The sequence below is a fragment of the Lactobacillus gasseri ATCC 33323 = JCM 1131 genome (genome assembly GCF_000014425.1).
Classification (GTDB): domain Bacteria; phylum Bacillota; class Bacilli; order Lactobacillales; family Lactobacillaceae; genus Lactobacillus; species Lactobacillus gasseri.
This window is the reverse complement of the sequence record NC_008530.1, coordinates 1,408,383-1,423,324: the sequence shown is the minus strand read 5'-3', so window position 1 is coordinate 1,423,324 and position 14,942 is coordinate 1,408,383. Positions and strand designations below refer to the sequence as shown.

At 34.1% G+C, this 14,942-nt stretch carries 14 protein-coding genes; 12 read left to right on the top strand and 2 right to left on the bottom strand.

Going from position 1 to position 14,942, the window contains the following annotated elements; all coding sequences use genetic code 11:
• Window positions 1–10 precede the first annotated feature (10 nt).
• The 3 genes from LGAS_RS07020 to murC all read left to right on the top strand — a co-directional run bounded on the left by LGAS_RS07020 (window position 11) and on the right by murC (window position 3,670).
• A complete protein-coding gene (locus tag LGAS_RS07020; RefSeq protein WP_003646899.1) occupies window positions 11–1,324 on the top strand; it encodes a PTS sugar transporter subunit IIC in 1,314 nt (437 codons plus the stop codon).
• 3 nt (window positions 1,325–1,327) lie between these two features.
• A complete protein-coding gene (locus LGAS_RS07015) occupies window positions 1,328–1,972 on the top strand; it encodes a copper homeostasis protein CutC (RefSeq protein ID WP_003646900.1) in 645 nt (214 codons plus the stop codon).
• A gap of 384 nt (window positions 1,973–2,356) precedes the next feature.
• Window positions 2,357–3,670: a UDP-N-acetylmuramate--L-alanine ligase gene (gene murC / locus LGAS_RS07010; RefSeq protein ID WP_003646901.1), complete on the top strand. Its 1,314-nt coding sequence runs from the start codon at window positions 2,357–2,359 to the stop codon at window positions 3,668–3,670.
• A 71-nt stretch (window positions 3,671–3,741) separates the two neighbouring features.
• Here the strand turns inward: murC and LGAS_RS09500 are convergent, their stop codons facing one another.
• Both LGAS_RS09500 and LGAS_RS09495 read right to left on the bottom strand, forming a co-directional pair.
• Window positions 3,742–4,191 (bottom strand): GntR family transcriptional regulator, encoded by a 450-nt coding sequence (locus tag LGAS_RS09500; protein ID WP_003646902.1) that lies wholly within the window; start codon window positions 4,189–4,191, stop codon window positions 3,742–3,744.
• Window positions 4,188–4,370, bottom strand: coding sequence for a GntR family transcriptional regulator (locus LGAS_RS09495; RefSeq protein WP_003646903.1), 183 nt, complete (start codon window positions 4,368–4,370; stop codon window positions 4,188–4,190). Before LGAS_RS09495 ends, LGAS_RS09500 begins: the two co-directional genes overlap by 4 nt.
• Window positions 4,371–4,706: 336 nt before the next feature.
• Here LGAS_RS09495 and LGAS_RS07000 point away from each other — a divergent pair, with 336 nt between their 5' ends.
• From LGAS_RS07000 to dnaI, 9 genes are all read left to right on the top strand, one after another.
• Window positions 4,707–5,129, top strand: coding sequence for a MarR family winged helix-turn-helix transcriptional regulator (locus LGAS_RS07000; RefSeq protein WP_003652203.1), 423 nt, complete (start codon window positions 4,707–4,709; stop codon window positions 5,127–5,129).
• Window positions 5,122–6,516: an MFS transporter gene (locus tag LGAS_RS06995; protein WP_003652205.1), complete on the top strand. Its 1,395-nt coding sequence runs from the start codon at window positions 5,122–5,124 to the stop codon at window positions 6,514–6,516. Before LGAS_RS07000 ends, LGAS_RS06995 begins: the two co-directional genes overlap by 8 nt.
• Window positions 6,517–6,578: 62 nt before the next feature.
• On the top strand, window positions 6,579–7,760 hold the full coding sequence (locus LGAS_RS06990) for a diaminopropionate ammonia-lyase (RefSeq protein WP_003646905.1): 1,182 nt from the start codon (window positions 6,579–6,581) through the stop codon (window positions 7,758–7,760).
• Window positions 7,761–7,862: 102 nt separating this feature from the next.
• The gene (gene polA, locus LGAS_RS06985) at window positions 7,863–10,523 is read left to right on the top strand and encodes a DNA polymerase I (RefSeq protein WP_003646906.1); all 2,661 of its coding nucleotides are present in this window, start codon (window positions 7,863–7,865) and stop codon (window positions 10,521–10,523) included.
• 15 nt (window positions 10,524–10,538) lie between these two features.
• On the top strand, window positions 10,539–11,369 hold the full coding sequence (gene mutM / locus LGAS_RS06980) for a DNA-formamidopyrimidine glycosylase (protein WP_003652207.1): 831 nt from the start codon (window positions 10,539–10,541) through the stop codon (window positions 11,367–11,369).
• Entirely contained in the window at window positions 11,366–11,962 is a 597-nt protein-coding gene (coaE, locus tag LGAS_RS06975; RefSeq protein WP_003646908.1) for a dephospho-CoA kinase, read from the top strand. The genes mutM and coaE overlap by 4 nt, the downstream gene beginning before the upstream one ends.
• Before the next feature lie 6 nt (window positions 11,963–11,968).
• Window positions 11,969–12,433: a transcriptional regulator NrdR gene (gene nrdR, locus LGAS_RS06970; RefSeq protein WP_003646909.1), complete on the top strand. Its 465-nt coding sequence runs from the start codon at window positions 11,969–11,971 to the stop codon at window positions 12,431–12,433.
• Between the two features lie 7 nt (window positions 12,434–12,440).
• Window positions 12,441–13,781: a DnaD domain protein gene (locus tag LGAS_RS06965; RefSeq protein WP_003652209.1), complete on the top strand. Its 1,341-nt coding sequence runs from the start codon at window positions 12,441–12,443 to the stop codon at window positions 13,779–13,781.
• 14 nt (window positions 13,782–13,795) lie between these two features.
• Window positions 13,796–14,695, top strand: coding sequence for a primosomal protein DnaI (gene dnaI, locus LGAS_RS06960; RefSeq protein ID WP_003653988.1), 900 nt, complete (start codon window positions 13,796–13,798; stop codon window positions 14,693–14,695).
• The last annotated feature ends 247 nt before the right edge of the window (window positions 14,696–14,942 follow it).

The window sequence follows — 14,942 nt, the reverse complement described above, 5'->3', positions numbered from 1 at the left end:
AGGTTCTAAAATGCAAAAGAAATTTGAGAAGGTGCTGATGCCAGTTGCCTCGAAGCTAGGGAATAATGTTGTTTTAATGTCATTGCGTGATGGCTTTTTAATTATTACACCTCTGATCATAGTTACTTCTATATTTTTACTTATTGGTAATTTTCCAATTCCAGGCTGGTCTGAATTTTGGATTAAAGTATGTGGACCGCAATTTCCTGATTGGTTTAGTGCTGTATCTAATTCTGTCTTTAGCTTTACGGGAATATTATCAGCAATTGCGATTGCATATGCATATGGTAAGAATAGAGGACTAGATCCCATTCAATCAGGGATGGTTTCATTTATATCATTTTTAATTTTGACTCCTACTTCTATTGTCTTGGGGAAGAAAACTGTTTCTGCAGTTGAAACTCAGTTCTTAGGGCCTAATGGTATTTTTTTAGGAATTATTATTGCCTTAATATCTGTCGAAATTTATAGATTTGCGATAAAGCGTAATTGGACTATTAAGATGCCAGATGGTGTTCCGCCGGCAGTTACTAAATCATTTGATGCTTTGATTCCAAGTGCATTAGTCGTTGTTTTCTTCTTTCTAATAAGAATTCTATTCTCTTTAACTAGTTTTCATACAGCGTATAACTTTATTTACACGATTTTACAGACACCATTGAAACATGTGGGTATTTCTTTACCATCAGTTTTGCTATACAACTTCTTAGCAAGTTTCTTTTGGTTCTTTGGTATTAATGGACCTTCAATTACAAATTCAGTATGGCAACCTATATTCTTTGTTTCAACGCAAGACAACTTAAAGGCATTTCAGAACCATGCTCCATTGCCACATATCTATACTCAACCTTTCATTGATTTATTTACAACATATGGCGGTGGTGGTAGTACACTTGCTTTATTAATTGTTGTATTTGCAATTTGTAAATCAAAAAGATTGCTTGAGTTAGGTAAATTGGCAATTTTGCCTGGAATTTTTGGTATTAATGAACCTGTTATTTTTGGTTTACCGGTAGTCTTAAACCCTGTTATAGTTATTCCATTTATTTTATGCCCAGTTTTAAATACATTAATTTCGGGAATTATAATGAACTTGGGATGGGTAGCTTGGACAAATGGTGTTCAATTACCTTGGACTACTCCACCAATTATTTCTGGGTGGTTAGCAACAGGAAGTTGGACAGGATCTGCATTACAAATTGTGGAGATTATTTTAAATATTTTAATTTACTATCCATTTGTGAAAATGCTAGATAAGCAATATCTTAAAGAAGAAAAAGCTGCTGCTGAGAAAGATCTAGATATTGACTTTAGCGAGGTATAACAAATGATCAAGGAAGTATGTGTGGAAAATTTTACTAATGTGCCTTTGATGATCAAGCGTGGTGCTAATCGAATAGAATTAAATAATGATTTAGCTGCTGGGGGAACAACGCCATCATTTGGTGTGATTAAAAAGACGGTGGAGTTTGCCCATAGGTATAAGGTGCCAGTAATCGTAATGATTAGACCACGTAGTGGAAATTTTGTTTACACTGCTGATGAATTAGAAATAATGAATAATGATATTCAAATGTGTAGTTTACTCAATGCAGACGGTATAGCATTTGGTTGTTTGACTAATAATAAACAGCTAGATAAAACCGCAATGAAGCAGCTTATCGCAACTGCCCATGCTGGAAATATAGAAGTTGTAATGCATATGGCTTTTGATGAATTAATAGCTTCAAAGCAGAAAGAGGCCTTAGAATGGCTATCTAAAAACAAAGTTGTGCGTATTCTTACTCATGGTGGATCATTAGATCGTCCAATTACTGATTGTTTTGAGAATTTAAAAGAATTAAATAAACAAGCTAAGGATAAAATTGAGATCTTACCTGGTGGTGGTATAACAGATGAGAATGTAAATTCTGTTATAGAAACAATCGGGGTCACTCAAGCTCATGGTACTAAAATATTAGGTAAAATTTAGGCTAGTGTAATTTTAAACTTCTTCTGATGAATTACATGTCAGCTTTTATTTGTTAATAGTCTTGCGCAATAGTAGAACTATGAATATATGAATCAAAATTCATATGTATTCGACATTTTTATCATGTTATTTAATTAGAAAAAGTGTTATAGTGAGAATGTAAGAAACGGTTTTGGCGCGAATTGATGATCAAAGTTACTTAATATTTTTAGGGTCCAATACAATTAATTTGGTTGAAATTAAAAAAATAAAGAGAGTAGGAAGCATGGATGAGTTTACTACTTTCTGAATTAGAACATAACGCTGTGTTATGTTCTTTTTTTGTGTTAAAAATGGTAGAATTAAAGCGAATATTTTGGCATAAACAATGGAGATATTAATAATATGTTAGATAAAAACAAACAAATTTGGTTCATTGGTATTAAAGGAACTGGCATGGCTTCATTAGCTTTAGTTTTACATGATTTAGGCTATAATGTTGCTGGTTCAGATATTGAAAAGTATACTTTCACACAAGTTCCACTTGAAAAAGCTGGTATTGAAGTAAAAGATTTTGATCCAGCAAATATTAAAAGCAATGATGAACAAGTAATTGTTAAGGGAAATGCATTTAAACAAGATAACCCAGAAGTAGCAGCTTGCTTAGATAAAAATGTTGAATGGCAAAGCTACCCTGATACTGTTGAAGAGATTGTACAAATGCATACTTCAATTGGGGTATCTGGTACTCACGGAAAGACCTCAACTACTAGTCTTTTAGCTCACGTATTAGGTGAAGTAGCGCCTACTTCATACTTAATTGGAGATGGCCGAGGCAAGGGTGTTGCTGATTCCCGCTTCTTTGTTTATGAAGCAGATGAATACCGGCGCCATTTCTTGGCATATCACCCAGATTACCAAATTATGACTAACATAGATTTTGATCACCCAGATTACTTTAAGGATCAAGACGACTATACTAGTGCTTTTCAAACTGCTGCTGATCAAACTAAGAAGGCTCTCTTTGTATGGGGAGATGACAAGCGTCTTCAAAGCTTAAAGACTGATATTCCTAAGTATACTTATGGTTTTAAAGATACTGATGACTTTCAAGCAGTAAATATTGAAAAGACTACTACTGGTTCTAAATTCAATGTTTTAGCTCATGGTAAGGATTTAGGACGTTTTGAAATTCACTTGTTTGGTGACCACAGTATTTTGAATACTACTGCTGTAATTGCAGTTGCCTATACTGAAAAAGTTCCAATGGAAGACATTAAGGAAGGTTTACTTACTTTCAAGGGTGCTAAGAGAAGATTTGCTGAAAAAGACTTTGGGGATGTTTCAGTAATTGATGATTATGCTCACCATCCAACAGAAATGCGTGCAACTATTCAAGCTGCTCGTCAAAAGTTCCCAGATAAAGAATTAGTCGTAGTCTTCCAACCACATACTTTCTCAAGAACTAAGAAATATCAAAAAGATTTTGAAGAGATCTTACGTGATGTAGATAAAGCTTATGTCACTCCAATTTATGCTTCTGCTCGTGAAGCAAGCGGTGATATTTCAAGTGAGGACTTAGTTAATAATATTCCTGGTTCAGAAGTGATTGATTTAGATAATATTGCTGATTTAACTAAGCATAAAAATGCAGTTGTCGTATTTATGGGTGCTGGTGATATTCCTAAGTATGAAGACGCATATGAAAAATTACTTTAATTAAAAACTTTAAGGTCGAAAAAAGGGATTGATTATTCTTGTCGTAACAAGATATCAATCCCTTTTGCTATTTAACGTTTGAGATCAATGATAAAAGAGTTCATATCACCGCGGTAAGTAGCAATTGAATATTCTATTTTTTGATCCTTATCTGTGTATCCGCAAGTGCGAAAATAAAATACAGGATCATTTTCTTTAACGGCTAATTTTTGAGCAATTTCAGAAGAGGCTTTTTTAACTTCTAGTTTTCTTACAACATGGGTAACAGCTAAATTTCTTTTCTTAAGTTCAAGATATAAAGATGCAGTTGAAAAATTGATTTTTTCTAAATCAGGAACAAGTGAAACGGGGACATAAGTAGGTACTTTAACAATTGGGTGATTATCAACGTATCGTAATCTAATTAATTTAAATACGGAATCAGATGTAGATAGGTTAAATTCTGTTTGCACCTCTGAATTAGGAACGACTCTTTGAAAATAGAGTACTTTTGTTTTTGTTTTTAGTCCTTTGGTACTCATTTCTTGATTGTAGCTTTGTATAAGGTGAGTAAATTCTTGTTGAATTTTATTTCTCTTAACAAGGGACCTAATCTCTTGCGCTGTTCTAGTAAACCTTCTTGGACGAGATTATGGATAGCATGATTAATTGTTGGACGACTTGTATTAAACTCTTGTGCTAGCTCTAGTTCCGTAGGCAATAAATTATTAAGGGGATAGGTTTGATCAATAATTCTTTATTTTAGGAGCCTTGGGTATGTCGATCTTTGGCTATGGACAATGGAAGGGTCGACAGAATTTAAACTTATTGATAGATGATTATCAACAAAAAGTAACTTTTTTCACGAAAAAATTAGAATCTAAATAAAAACCTTTTCCCCCACATAAAATTTTTACTTAGATACTTATATAAAAGAATCACATTGATAGCGGACAATGTGATTCTTTTTTTATTCTTGAAAAACGTTTGATGTCTAACAATTTTGCTTTATAATATATTAGTTAGACAGCTAACAAAAATAGAAGGGGGAGATAAAATGGAGACACTGAAAAAGTTGATTAAACAAGCAGCTACTCAAATTGATCGTGAACGTGAAATTTTTGCTAATAGTTTAGGCGTGACAGGCGTGCAAATGTCAGTGATCGATTTTTTATCTAATCATGAAAACAGTCTTGCTTCGCAAAATGAAATCGAGCATGAATTTAATATTAAGCGATCAACAACTACAATCATGCTGCAACGGATGGAGAAACATGGATTAATTATTAGAGTTAATGATCCTAAAGACAAAAGAAAAAAGCAGGCACAATTAACTGAATCTGCCTTAAGGATAGTGCCTAAAATTAGGCAGTATATGAAACAAGATAATGAAGAAGTTTTAGGTAATTTATCAATGAAAGATGTAAATATTATTACGGCTTTTCTAAAGAATATTAAGGAAGGAAAAGCAAATGACTAAGGAAAAAATTCCTAAGCACGTACTTGCAGCAATTTTTGCGACAGGCATTCTCTCATTTAGTGGGGTAATTATTGAGACTTCAATGAATATTGCCTTTCCAACTTTAATGAAAGAGTTTAATTTAGCTACTAATACAGTTCAATGGCTGACATCAATTTATTTGTTAACTATTTCGATTATTGTACCTTTATCAGCAAATTTGAAGGCTCACTTTAAAACAAAAAAGTTATTTATCACAGCGAATTTATTATATTTAAGTGGCTTAATTATTGGTGCATGTGCGCCTAATTTTGAATTTTTATTACTTGGTCGAATTGTTGAAGGGCTAGGGACTGGGATCGCCCTTCCTTTAATGTTTAATATCATTATGGAACAGGTACCAAAAAGTCGAGTTGGAGTAATGATGGGGATTGGAAATATGATTACTGGTATTGCACCAGCTCTAGGGCCAACGTTTGGTGGTCTTGTTGTAACTCACTTAGGTTGGCGCTGGATCTTTTATATTATGATTCCCTTTATCTTGATTTCATTGGTACTTGGAATTGGAGGAATTAGACAAAAATCGCAACTGAGAGAAGTTAAGTTTGATCTTTTAAGTATGCTATTAATCGCAATCTTTTTTATTGGAATGATTTTGGGCTTTAGCAATTTGAGCACTGGAAATTATTTTGCCTTTAATTGTTTAGGAGCTATTTTAATTGCCTTAGTTTCTTTAGGGTTGTTAGTCTATCGTTCAAATAGAATTAACGATCCAGTTTTAGACTTAAATTTATTTAAAAACAAATTTTTTGCTGCTCACGCTATAGGATTTTTCTTAATCCAAATTATTTCATTAGGCAATGCCTTTTTATTACCAAACTATATTCAATTAGTTAATGGAGATTCTGCTTTAATTGCTGGATTAGTTGTTTTACCAGCTGGTTTTGCTGGTGCATTTTTAGCTCCATTTGGTGGAAGTTTGCTTGATCGATATGGTGCAAGAAAACCGATTTTAATTGGGTCTAGTTTTATGTTGCTAGAACTGCTTATTTTTACCATTTTTACAAGTAATTTAAGTAATCTTCTTATTCTATTTATTTATATTTTCTATATGGGTGGAATGGGAATGATGATGGGATGCGTTATGACTGATGCGCTTGATCATCTTGAAAAAAGTGAAGTAACCCAAGGCAATGCAATTTTGAATACTTTACAAGAATTTGCTGGTGCGGTTGGTACATCAACAACTGCTGCTTTTGTGGCGTTTGCGCAAAGAAAGGCTGGATCAAAAGGCGCAATTCCAACTGCTCATGGTACTCATTTAGCTTATATTTTCTTATTAGTTCTCGTGTTAATTATCATCGCTATTTTTATGAAATATACTCAAGTACGTAATAAAAATGATTAAGCGTAAATAAAGAATGATAAACTGGACTTAAAGTCATTAGTTAACGTTTATGAGGTATAATTATGAAAAATATTCAGTTATTAAAGTCACCTTTTTCCTTTAAAGCTCCAGAGTTAAAAGATGACCATGAAGTAGAAACTTTCTTTAACTCAGTTCCTTATTACAAGCCAACTGAACTTAAAGAATTGACTAATTTGGCTAAGCAATTAAATGTTGCAGAAATTGCTGTTAAAGATGAAAGTAGTCGCTTTGGTATTAATTCTTTTAAAGGCGCAGGCGGTCTTTATGCCATGGCTTGTTGTATTGCTGAAAAAGCTGGCCTTGATGTGGAAAAGCTTACCTATGATGAATTAATGAAACCTGAGGTTAAAAAGTTAGCAGAAGAAATTACTTTCTATACTGCTACTGATGGTAATCACGGACGCGGAATTGCTTGGGCAGCAAGTAAGCTTGGAACTCATGCAGTAATCAAGATGCCTAAAGGCTCAAAAGAAATTCGTGCTGATCACATCCGCAAGATTCAAAATACAGAAGTTGAAATTACTGATAAAAATTATGACAATACCGTTAAAGAAGTTAAGGAACTCTGTGAAAAAGACCCTAATGGAATTATGATTCAAGATACTGCCTGGGAAGGTTATGAGAAGATCCCAGGCTGGATTATCAAGGGATATGGTTTAATTGTTGACGAATTTTTACATCAAATAAAAGAAAAGCCAACTCATATCTTTTTACAAGCTGGTGTGGGTTCTCTTGCAGCTGGGATTATTTTAGGTTTAGAAGAAAGAATGAAACCTGAAGAATTGCCCGTAATTACAATTGTTGAGCCTGAAACAGTAGCTTGCTACTATTTATCAGCTCAAAAGGGTGATGGTAAGCGTCACCATTTAGAAGGGTTGACTAAAACAATGATGGCTGGTTTAAACTGTCAAACGCCAAGTATTACTGCGTGGCCAATAATTCGTGATAGCGCCAAGTTTTATGGAACATTAAGTGAAGACGTTGATGCAGAAGGAATGGCACGTTTAGGTCACCCACTTGATGGTGATCCTAAGGTAGTTTCTGGTGAATCGGGTGCTGCTGGTTTTGCTTATGTTTATGAAATTTTATCTAATCCAGATTTAGGTAAAGAACGTACTGAATTAGGTCTTGATCAAAATTCAAGCATTGTAGTATTAAGTACAGAAGGCGATACTGATCCTGATAATTACCATAGAATTGTTGATGAAAATAATCCATTTTAGGATTTAAGGTTCAAAACAAATGTAGATAATTAAATCATGTAAGAAAAACTGTTAAAATAGGTAAGAGACTATTTGACAGTTTTTTTATTTAAGGAGAAAAAGATGGCACAAAAGAAATTACTTTTAATTGACGGTAACTCTGTGGCCTTTCGTGCCTTTTATGCTTTATACCGTCAGCTTGATCGCTTTACTAGTCCAGATGGGTTACATACAAATGCAATTTTTACTTTTAAGAATATGCTTGATGCGATTATGAAGCAGACTGATCCAAGCAATGTATTAGTTGCGTTTGATGCAGGAAAAGTAACTTTTAGAACTAAGATGTATCAGGATTATAAAGGCGGTCGACAAAAAACTCCAAGTGAATTATCAGAACAATTGCCTGTAATTCGTGAAATGCTTAAAGATTTAGGAATAAAGAGCTATGAGCTAAAAAATTATGAAGCAGACGATATTATTGGCACACTTTCTAAAATGGGGGAAGAAGCAGGCTACACTGTTGATATTGTAACTGGGGATCGTGATTTAACTCAGCTTGCTTCTGATAAAACCACGGTTTTAATAACTAAAAATGGAGTTGGTGATACTGAAGCATATACGCCAGAACATATGAAAGAAGTTAATGGCGTAACGCCAACTGAATTTATTGATATGAAAGCGCTGATGGGAGACAATTCAGATAACTATCCAGGTGTAACTAAAGTTGGTCCGAAAACAGCTTCACGTTTAATTCAAAAATATGGCTCTGTTGAAAAACTTTATGAACATGTGGATGAAATGAAAAAATCCAAGTTAAAAGAGAACCTAATTAATGATAAAGATAAGGCAATTTTAGCTAAAAAGTTAGCAACAATTGATCGTGATTCTCCAGTAGAAGTGACACTTGCTGATACTAAGCTAGAAGAGCCTAATATTGAGGACTTACGTAATTTATATGAAAGATTAGGATTTAAAAAATTCTTAGCTGAGTTAGGTGCAAGTGGAGTGAGTGCCGGTAAGCAAGAAAGTGAGAAGTACGAGTATCTAGAATTAACAAGAGAAAATATCGCTGACTTAGATAAAATTAATGAAAAAGAAGTGACATTTTATCTGGCAATGTTGGGTGATAACTACCATCTAGCTCCGCTTGAAGGATTTTCACTAAAGGTTAGTGATAAAATCTATGTTTCTAAAGATGTAGTCTTACTGCAAGAAGCTCCACTTCGTCAAATGCTAGAAGATAAGAAGATTAAGAAAAATGTTTTCGACATTAAAAGAACCTATGTAGGTTTACATCGACTAGATATTGATGCAGAAGGTCTAGATTATGACATGCTCCTGGCTTCTTATTTAGTTAATAATGAAAATAATTCGAATGATCTTGGCGAAGTAGCGCATTTGTATGATGATTATTCAGTAAAAACTGACTTGGAAGTTTATGGTAAAGGTAAAAAGCAAGCTGTACCTGAAGATGATGAGTTCTTTGAACATTTAGCAGCTAAAGTTGCTGTAATTGAGAAGTTAAAGCAGCCACTTTTAGAGAAATTAAAAGATCACGAGCAAGATGACTTGTATGAAACAATTGAAATTCCAGTTGCTTTTGTCTTAGCTAAAATGGAAATTACTGGGATTAAGGTTGAAGCATCGGTTTTAAATCAATTAGGCAATGATTTTGCAGTTAAATTACAAGAATTAGAACATAAGATTTATCAACAAGCCGGCGAAGAATTTAATTTAAATTCACCAAAACAGTTAGGACATATTCTTTTCGAAAAATTAAACTTACCGCCAATTAAAAAGACCAAAACTGGCTATTCAACTTCTGTTGAAGTATTAGAGCAATTGAAGATGAAGAGCCCGATTGTTTCAGAAATTTTGGATTATCGTCAAATTGCTAAAATTCAAAATACTTATGTTAAAGGATTACTTGAGTGTATTCAGCCTGATAGCAGAATCCATACCCGTTATTTACAAACATTAACTGCAACGGGGCGTCTTTCATCGGTTGATCCTAATTTACAAAATATTCCAACTAGAACTGATGAGGGAAAACAGATTAGAAAAGCTTTCGTGCCTTCAACTAAAGACGGCTATATCTTTTCTTGTGACTACTCACAAGTTGAATTAAGAGTTTTGGCACACGTTTCTGGGGATGAACATATGCAGGAAGCATTTAAGTCTGGTTATGATATTCACGCTCACACTGCAATGAAGATTTTCCATTTGGATTCACCTGATGAAGTAACGCCATTAATGCGTCGGCATGCTAAGGCAGTCAACTTCGGAATAGTTTACGGTATTTCTGATTATGGTTTGTCTAAGAACTTAGGCATTAGTCGTAAGCAAGCAAAGACATTTATTGATAATTACTTTGAGCAATATCCGCAAATTAAAGATTATATGGATAAGGCAATTAAGAAAGCTCGAGAAAACGGCTATGCAGAAACTATTATGCATAGAAGACGCTACTTGCCAGATATTCATTCAAAGAACTTTAATGTTAGAAGCTTTGCGGAAAGAACTGCAATTAATTCTCCTATTCAAGGTTCAGCTGCTGATATTATTAAGATTGCTATGATTAATATGCAAAAGAAACTTGATGAATTACATTTAAAGACTAAAATGGTTCTACAAGTACACGATGAACTTATTTTTGATGTACCAAAGGATGAATTAGATACAATTAAAAAGATTGTGCCAGAAGTTATGCAGTCAGCTGTAAAACTAGATGTTCCACTAATTGCTGACTCTAACTGGGGCCATAATTGGTATGATGCTAAGTAAAAAGTAGGTGATTTAATGCCAGAGATGCCAGAAGTTGAGACGGTTAGACGCACTTTAACTCCTCTAGTAAAGGGAAAGACAATTGCCAAGATTAATATTTGGTATCCTAAAATTATAGTTAATGATCCAGCTGAATTTGTTAAAAAATTGACAAATAAAAGGATCTTAAAAATTGATCGTTATGGCAAGTATTTACTCTTTAGATTCAATGATGACTTAACAATGGTTTCGCATTTGCGCATGGAAGGAAAATATCATTTAGTTAGTCCTGATACACCTAAGGGAAAGCATGAACATGTAGAATTTATTTTTACTGATGGAACTGCCTTACGTTATGATGATGTGCGAAAATTCGGTAGGATGCATTTAGTTGAAACGGGGACTGAAAGAAAAACGACTGGAATTCGCCATCTTGGACCTGAACCTAATACTGCTGAATTTAACTTAAAGTATTTTGTTGATGCCTTGAGCCAGAAGAAAAAGAATATCAAGAACACTTTATTAGATCAGACAATTGTGTGTGGTTTAGGAAATATTTATGTAGATGAAGTGCTCTGGAAGAGTAAAATTCATCCCCTAAGTAGTGCTAAAGCTATTCCTGCTGATAAGGTGAAGAATTTATATCAAAATATTAACCATACTATCGCTATAGCAACTAAGGAACGTGGAACTACTGTTCATACTTATTTAGATGCTAATGGTGAGATTGGTGGCTATCAAAAAATGCTGCAAGTTTATGGACATGCTGGTGAAGAGTGCAGTAGTTGCGGCACTATTTTAGAGAAGATCAAAGTAAATGGACGCGGAACTACTTTCTGTCCGCATTGTCAGGTACTATATAAATGACATATTTTTTAGGATTAACTGGCGGAATAGCCAGTGGCAAAAGTACAGCTGATGAATTTTTTGAAAAGCAAAATATTCCGATTATCGACTCCGATTTGATTGCTCATCAGATAATGGAAGTAGGCCAAAAGGGTTATCAGGCAATAGTTAATTATTTTGGCAGCAATATTCTTAATGATGATCAAACAATTAATCGTCATAAATTAGGTGGAATAGTTTTTAATGATAAAACTAAGCTGAAAAAATTAAATGAGATAACTCATCCACTTGTTCATCAGAAAATTAAACAACAAATGGAGCGATACCGTTTAAATCAAGAAAAATTAGTTGTAGTTGATGTGCCTTTACTATTTGAATCTGGTTTTGAAAGCTTATGCGATGGCGTTTTGGTTATTTCTATTTCACCAAAACTGCAGGTTAAACGTCTGATGAAACGAAATAATTTCACTAAAGAAGAAGCTTTGGTTAGAATAAATAATCAAATGCCACTAAGCGAAAAAGAAAAAAGAGCTACCTATGTAGTAGCTAATACTGGTACAATAGATGACTTAGAGAAAAGATTATCTGATTTATTACAAAAGATAGGCAGGTAGAGAAAATTGGAATGTCCAAACTGTCACAAGAATGCTTCAAGAGTAATTGATTCTCGTCCAAGCGATGAAAATAGAGCAATTAGACGACGCAGAGAATGTGAAAATTGTGGTTTTCGCTTTACTACTTTTGAAAGAGTAGAGCGATCGCCTCTATTGGTAATCAAAAATGATGGGACTCGTGAGGCCTTTAACCGCGATAAAATTTTGCATGGCGTAATGATGGCTGCGCAAAAGAGACCAATTTCAAGCGAACAACTAGATACTTTAGTAGATCATGTAGAAAATGAAATTAGAAAGCAAGGTCTTAATGAAATTTCATCTAAAGATATCGGTAATTTGGTGATGAAGGAATTGGCTAATTTAGATGATGTAGCTTACATTCGATTTGCAAGTATTTATCGCCAATTTAAAGATGTTTCAGGATTTATGGAAGCCATGGAAGATATGATGGCTAAACATGATAAGGAGTAGGTAGCCTGTGTTTGAAAGTGCTGACCCTAAGCAGCCTTTTTATGTGGCTAATCAAGTAGCTGTTAGTGAAGAAAATATAAAAGTTTTAACTACTCTTTTTGAGCCTCTTGTGGGTATTCGTGGAGTAGGATTATACATAACATTGACAAAAGAATTTGATGAAGTACCTTTTGCCAAAGATTATAAAACTTTATATCAACTTCAAGATCAAACAAACTTAAAATTAGAGGACTTATTTAAAACTTTGCATCATTTAGAGGCAACAGGCTTAATTAAGACATTTTTAGGTTCAAATCCTGTTTTAGGCGAGGTTTTGATTTTTGAAGTAGAAAAAGTTCCTTCAGCAGGCGAGTTCTTTCACACCTTTTTACTTTCAAGTTTGTTGCTTGAACGAGTAGGAAATGTAGCTTTTGATCGTTTGGTAAAAAAATTTACTCCGCGAACTTTTGTCGGTTTAAAAGATGCTAAAGAAGTTACAAGTGGCTTTTTTGATGTTTTTCACTTGAGTGCTGAAAATGCAATTGATGCACCAGTTGAAGTTAAAGAAGCAGCTGGTGAAGTTCCTAAAGATGCCAAAGGTGAAATTAAGTTAGGTAATGAGCCAGTAAAAGTTGACTGGAGCTTTTTGGTTGATTTGTTTGAGAGCTATCATATTAAGAAAGAAGAAGTTTTAAAGCACCAGGTAGAAATTAAACAGATTATTGATTTTTACCATTTAACTGAGCAAGAATTTGTCGAAACTGCGCTGATTACGATGTCAGCTGGGGCAGATAAATTGAATATGTATGCAATTCAAAATGCAGTTAATGAAAACTTTGGACTTAACCGTAATAAAGAAATGGTTAAAAAGCAGTTACGTCAAACTCCTAAAGATGCTGATCATGCAATTAAAAAATTATCAAAAGCAGATGCAGATCTAATTCGTGCAGTAGATAGTAAGGTGCCAACTGATTATTTATACGAATTAAAAGAGAAAAAAGGTGGCTATGTAACTGCAAATGAAAAGAAAGTTATCTTTCGTTTGCAAGATCAAATGGGGTTAACACCACCTTTAATTAATTTGATTGTTCATACTTGTTTTGAATATGATGCTGTATTAACTAATAATTTAGCTGATCGAATTGCTAATGATTGGCTTCAGCAAGGAATAACCACGCCAACTGAAGCTATCGCATATCTTAAGGAGCGAAAGAATAAACGTAATCATCAATATTATCGTACTCCCAAAAAGAATATTCGTAAGACAACTGATTGGTCGAAGTATGAAAAACAGCATCAAACTAAGAAAACAACCATGTCAGCTGAGGAAAGAAATCGAATCTTTCGTGAATTTGGTAAAAATGAATAGGAAGTGTTGTACTGGTGGAAGATATTTCTGAAGTAATCACACGTATTATCAAGAAAAGAAAATTAAGCGAAGATGGAAAAAAGATTGCTAAAACAGCAATAAAGCATCCCAGTGTTCAAGCCTTTCTCACACAAAATAAAGACAAATTAAATAAAGAAATTGTCCAGGCCTCTCTTCCTACGATTTTTAACTATGTTGAGCAAATTGAGGCGCCAAACCCTGTGATGGAAGGATATACGCCAAAGCTTTTTCTTAATGGAAAGGTAATTGATATTACCTATGTTCCAACTGAGGCAAAGTTAAACTCAGAAGCTAAAATGCGGGCAGAACGCAGGATTGAATTGATTGATCTACCAGGAAAACTACGTCATGTTGAACTAGAAAATGTTGATTCAACTCCTGAACGGGATGCTGCATTAAATGAAGTAGCTATGTTTTTAGCCAGTTTTAAGAAGAACAAACATATCAAAGGTTTGTACCTAACTGGTGATTTTGGTGTAGGAAAAACGTATATCTTAGCTGGGTTAGCTAACGCTATTGCGCGTCAAGGAAGTCGAGTAGTCTTTTTACATGTACCTTCTTTTATTGCCAGCTTGGGAAGCCATTTTCAAGATAATAGCTTAAGTGACGAGATTGATCGTATTGCGTCAGCTCCTGTTTTAGTTTTTGATGATATTGGAGCAGAGACTCTAAGTGAATGGTCACGTGATGACGTGTTAGGCGTTATTTTGCAAAAACGCATGGATAATGTTTTACCAACATTTTTTAGTTCAAATATGACAATGGATGATTTGGCTGAACATTTTGCTGAAACAAGAAATAATGTTGATGAGGTTAAGGCAAGACGCTTAATGGAGCGGGTTCGTTTCTTGAGTAAAGAGGTTTTTGTTGGCGGTAAAAATCGTAGAAATTAATTCCAAATTTTGCTTGCATCTATTTGATGAGCTAGTATAATGAAAGTCAATGAAAGACATGATTTTCTTCAACTCAGAGACAGGAGCCTAGTTCTGGAAGCTCCTGATTAGAAGAAAACCCCAATTTCATTCCTGAAATTTTTATAATTTGGTTAGGTACCATTAACGACCTTTAGAGGAATTAATTTTTGGTAATTAATTCGAATTTCGGGTGGAACCACGTATTTTAACGTCCCAGCGCTATTTT

Excerpts from the sequence above, each read along its gene's own strand:
- LGAS_RS07020 (WP_003646899.1), top strand. The coding sequence starts at position 11 with ATGCAAAAGAAATTTGAGAAGGTGCTGATGCCAGTTGCCTCGAAGCTA.
- LGAS_RS07015 (WP_003646900.1), top strand. The coding sequence starts at position 1,328 with ATGATCAAGGAAGTATGTGTGGAAAATTTTACTAATGTGCCTTTGATG.
- murC (WP_003646901.1), top strand. The coding sequence starts at position 2,357 with ATGTTAGATAAAAACAAACAAATTTGGTTCATTGGTATTAAAGGAACT.
- LGAS_RS09500 (WP_003646902.1), bottom strand. The coding sequence starts at position 4,191 with ATGAGTACCAAAGGACTAAAAACAAAAACAAAAGTACTCTATTTTCAA.
- LGAS_RS07000 (WP_003652203.1), top strand. The coding sequence starts at position 4,707 with ATGGAGACACTGAAAAAGTTGATTAAACAAGCAGCTACTCAAATTGAT.
- LGAS_RS06995 (WP_003652205.1), top strand. The coding sequence starts at position 5,122 with ATGACTAAGGAAAAAATTCCTAAGCACGTACTTGCAGCAATTTTTGCG.
- LGAS_RS06990 (WP_003646905.1), top strand. The coding sequence starts at position 6,579 with ATGAAAAATATTCAGTTATTAAAGTCACCTTTTTCCTTTAAAGCTCCA.
- polA (WP_003646906.1), top strand. The coding sequence starts at position 7,863 with ATGGCACAAAAGAAATTACTTTTAATTGACGGTAACTCTGTGGCCTTT.
- mutM (WP_003652207.1), top strand. The coding sequence starts at position 10,539 with ATGCCAGAGATGCCAGAAGTTGAGACGGTTAGACGCACTTTAACTCCT.
- coaE (WP_003646908.1), top strand. The coding sequence starts at position 11,366 with ATGACATATTTTTTAGGATTAACTGGCGGAATAGCCAGTGGCAAAAGT.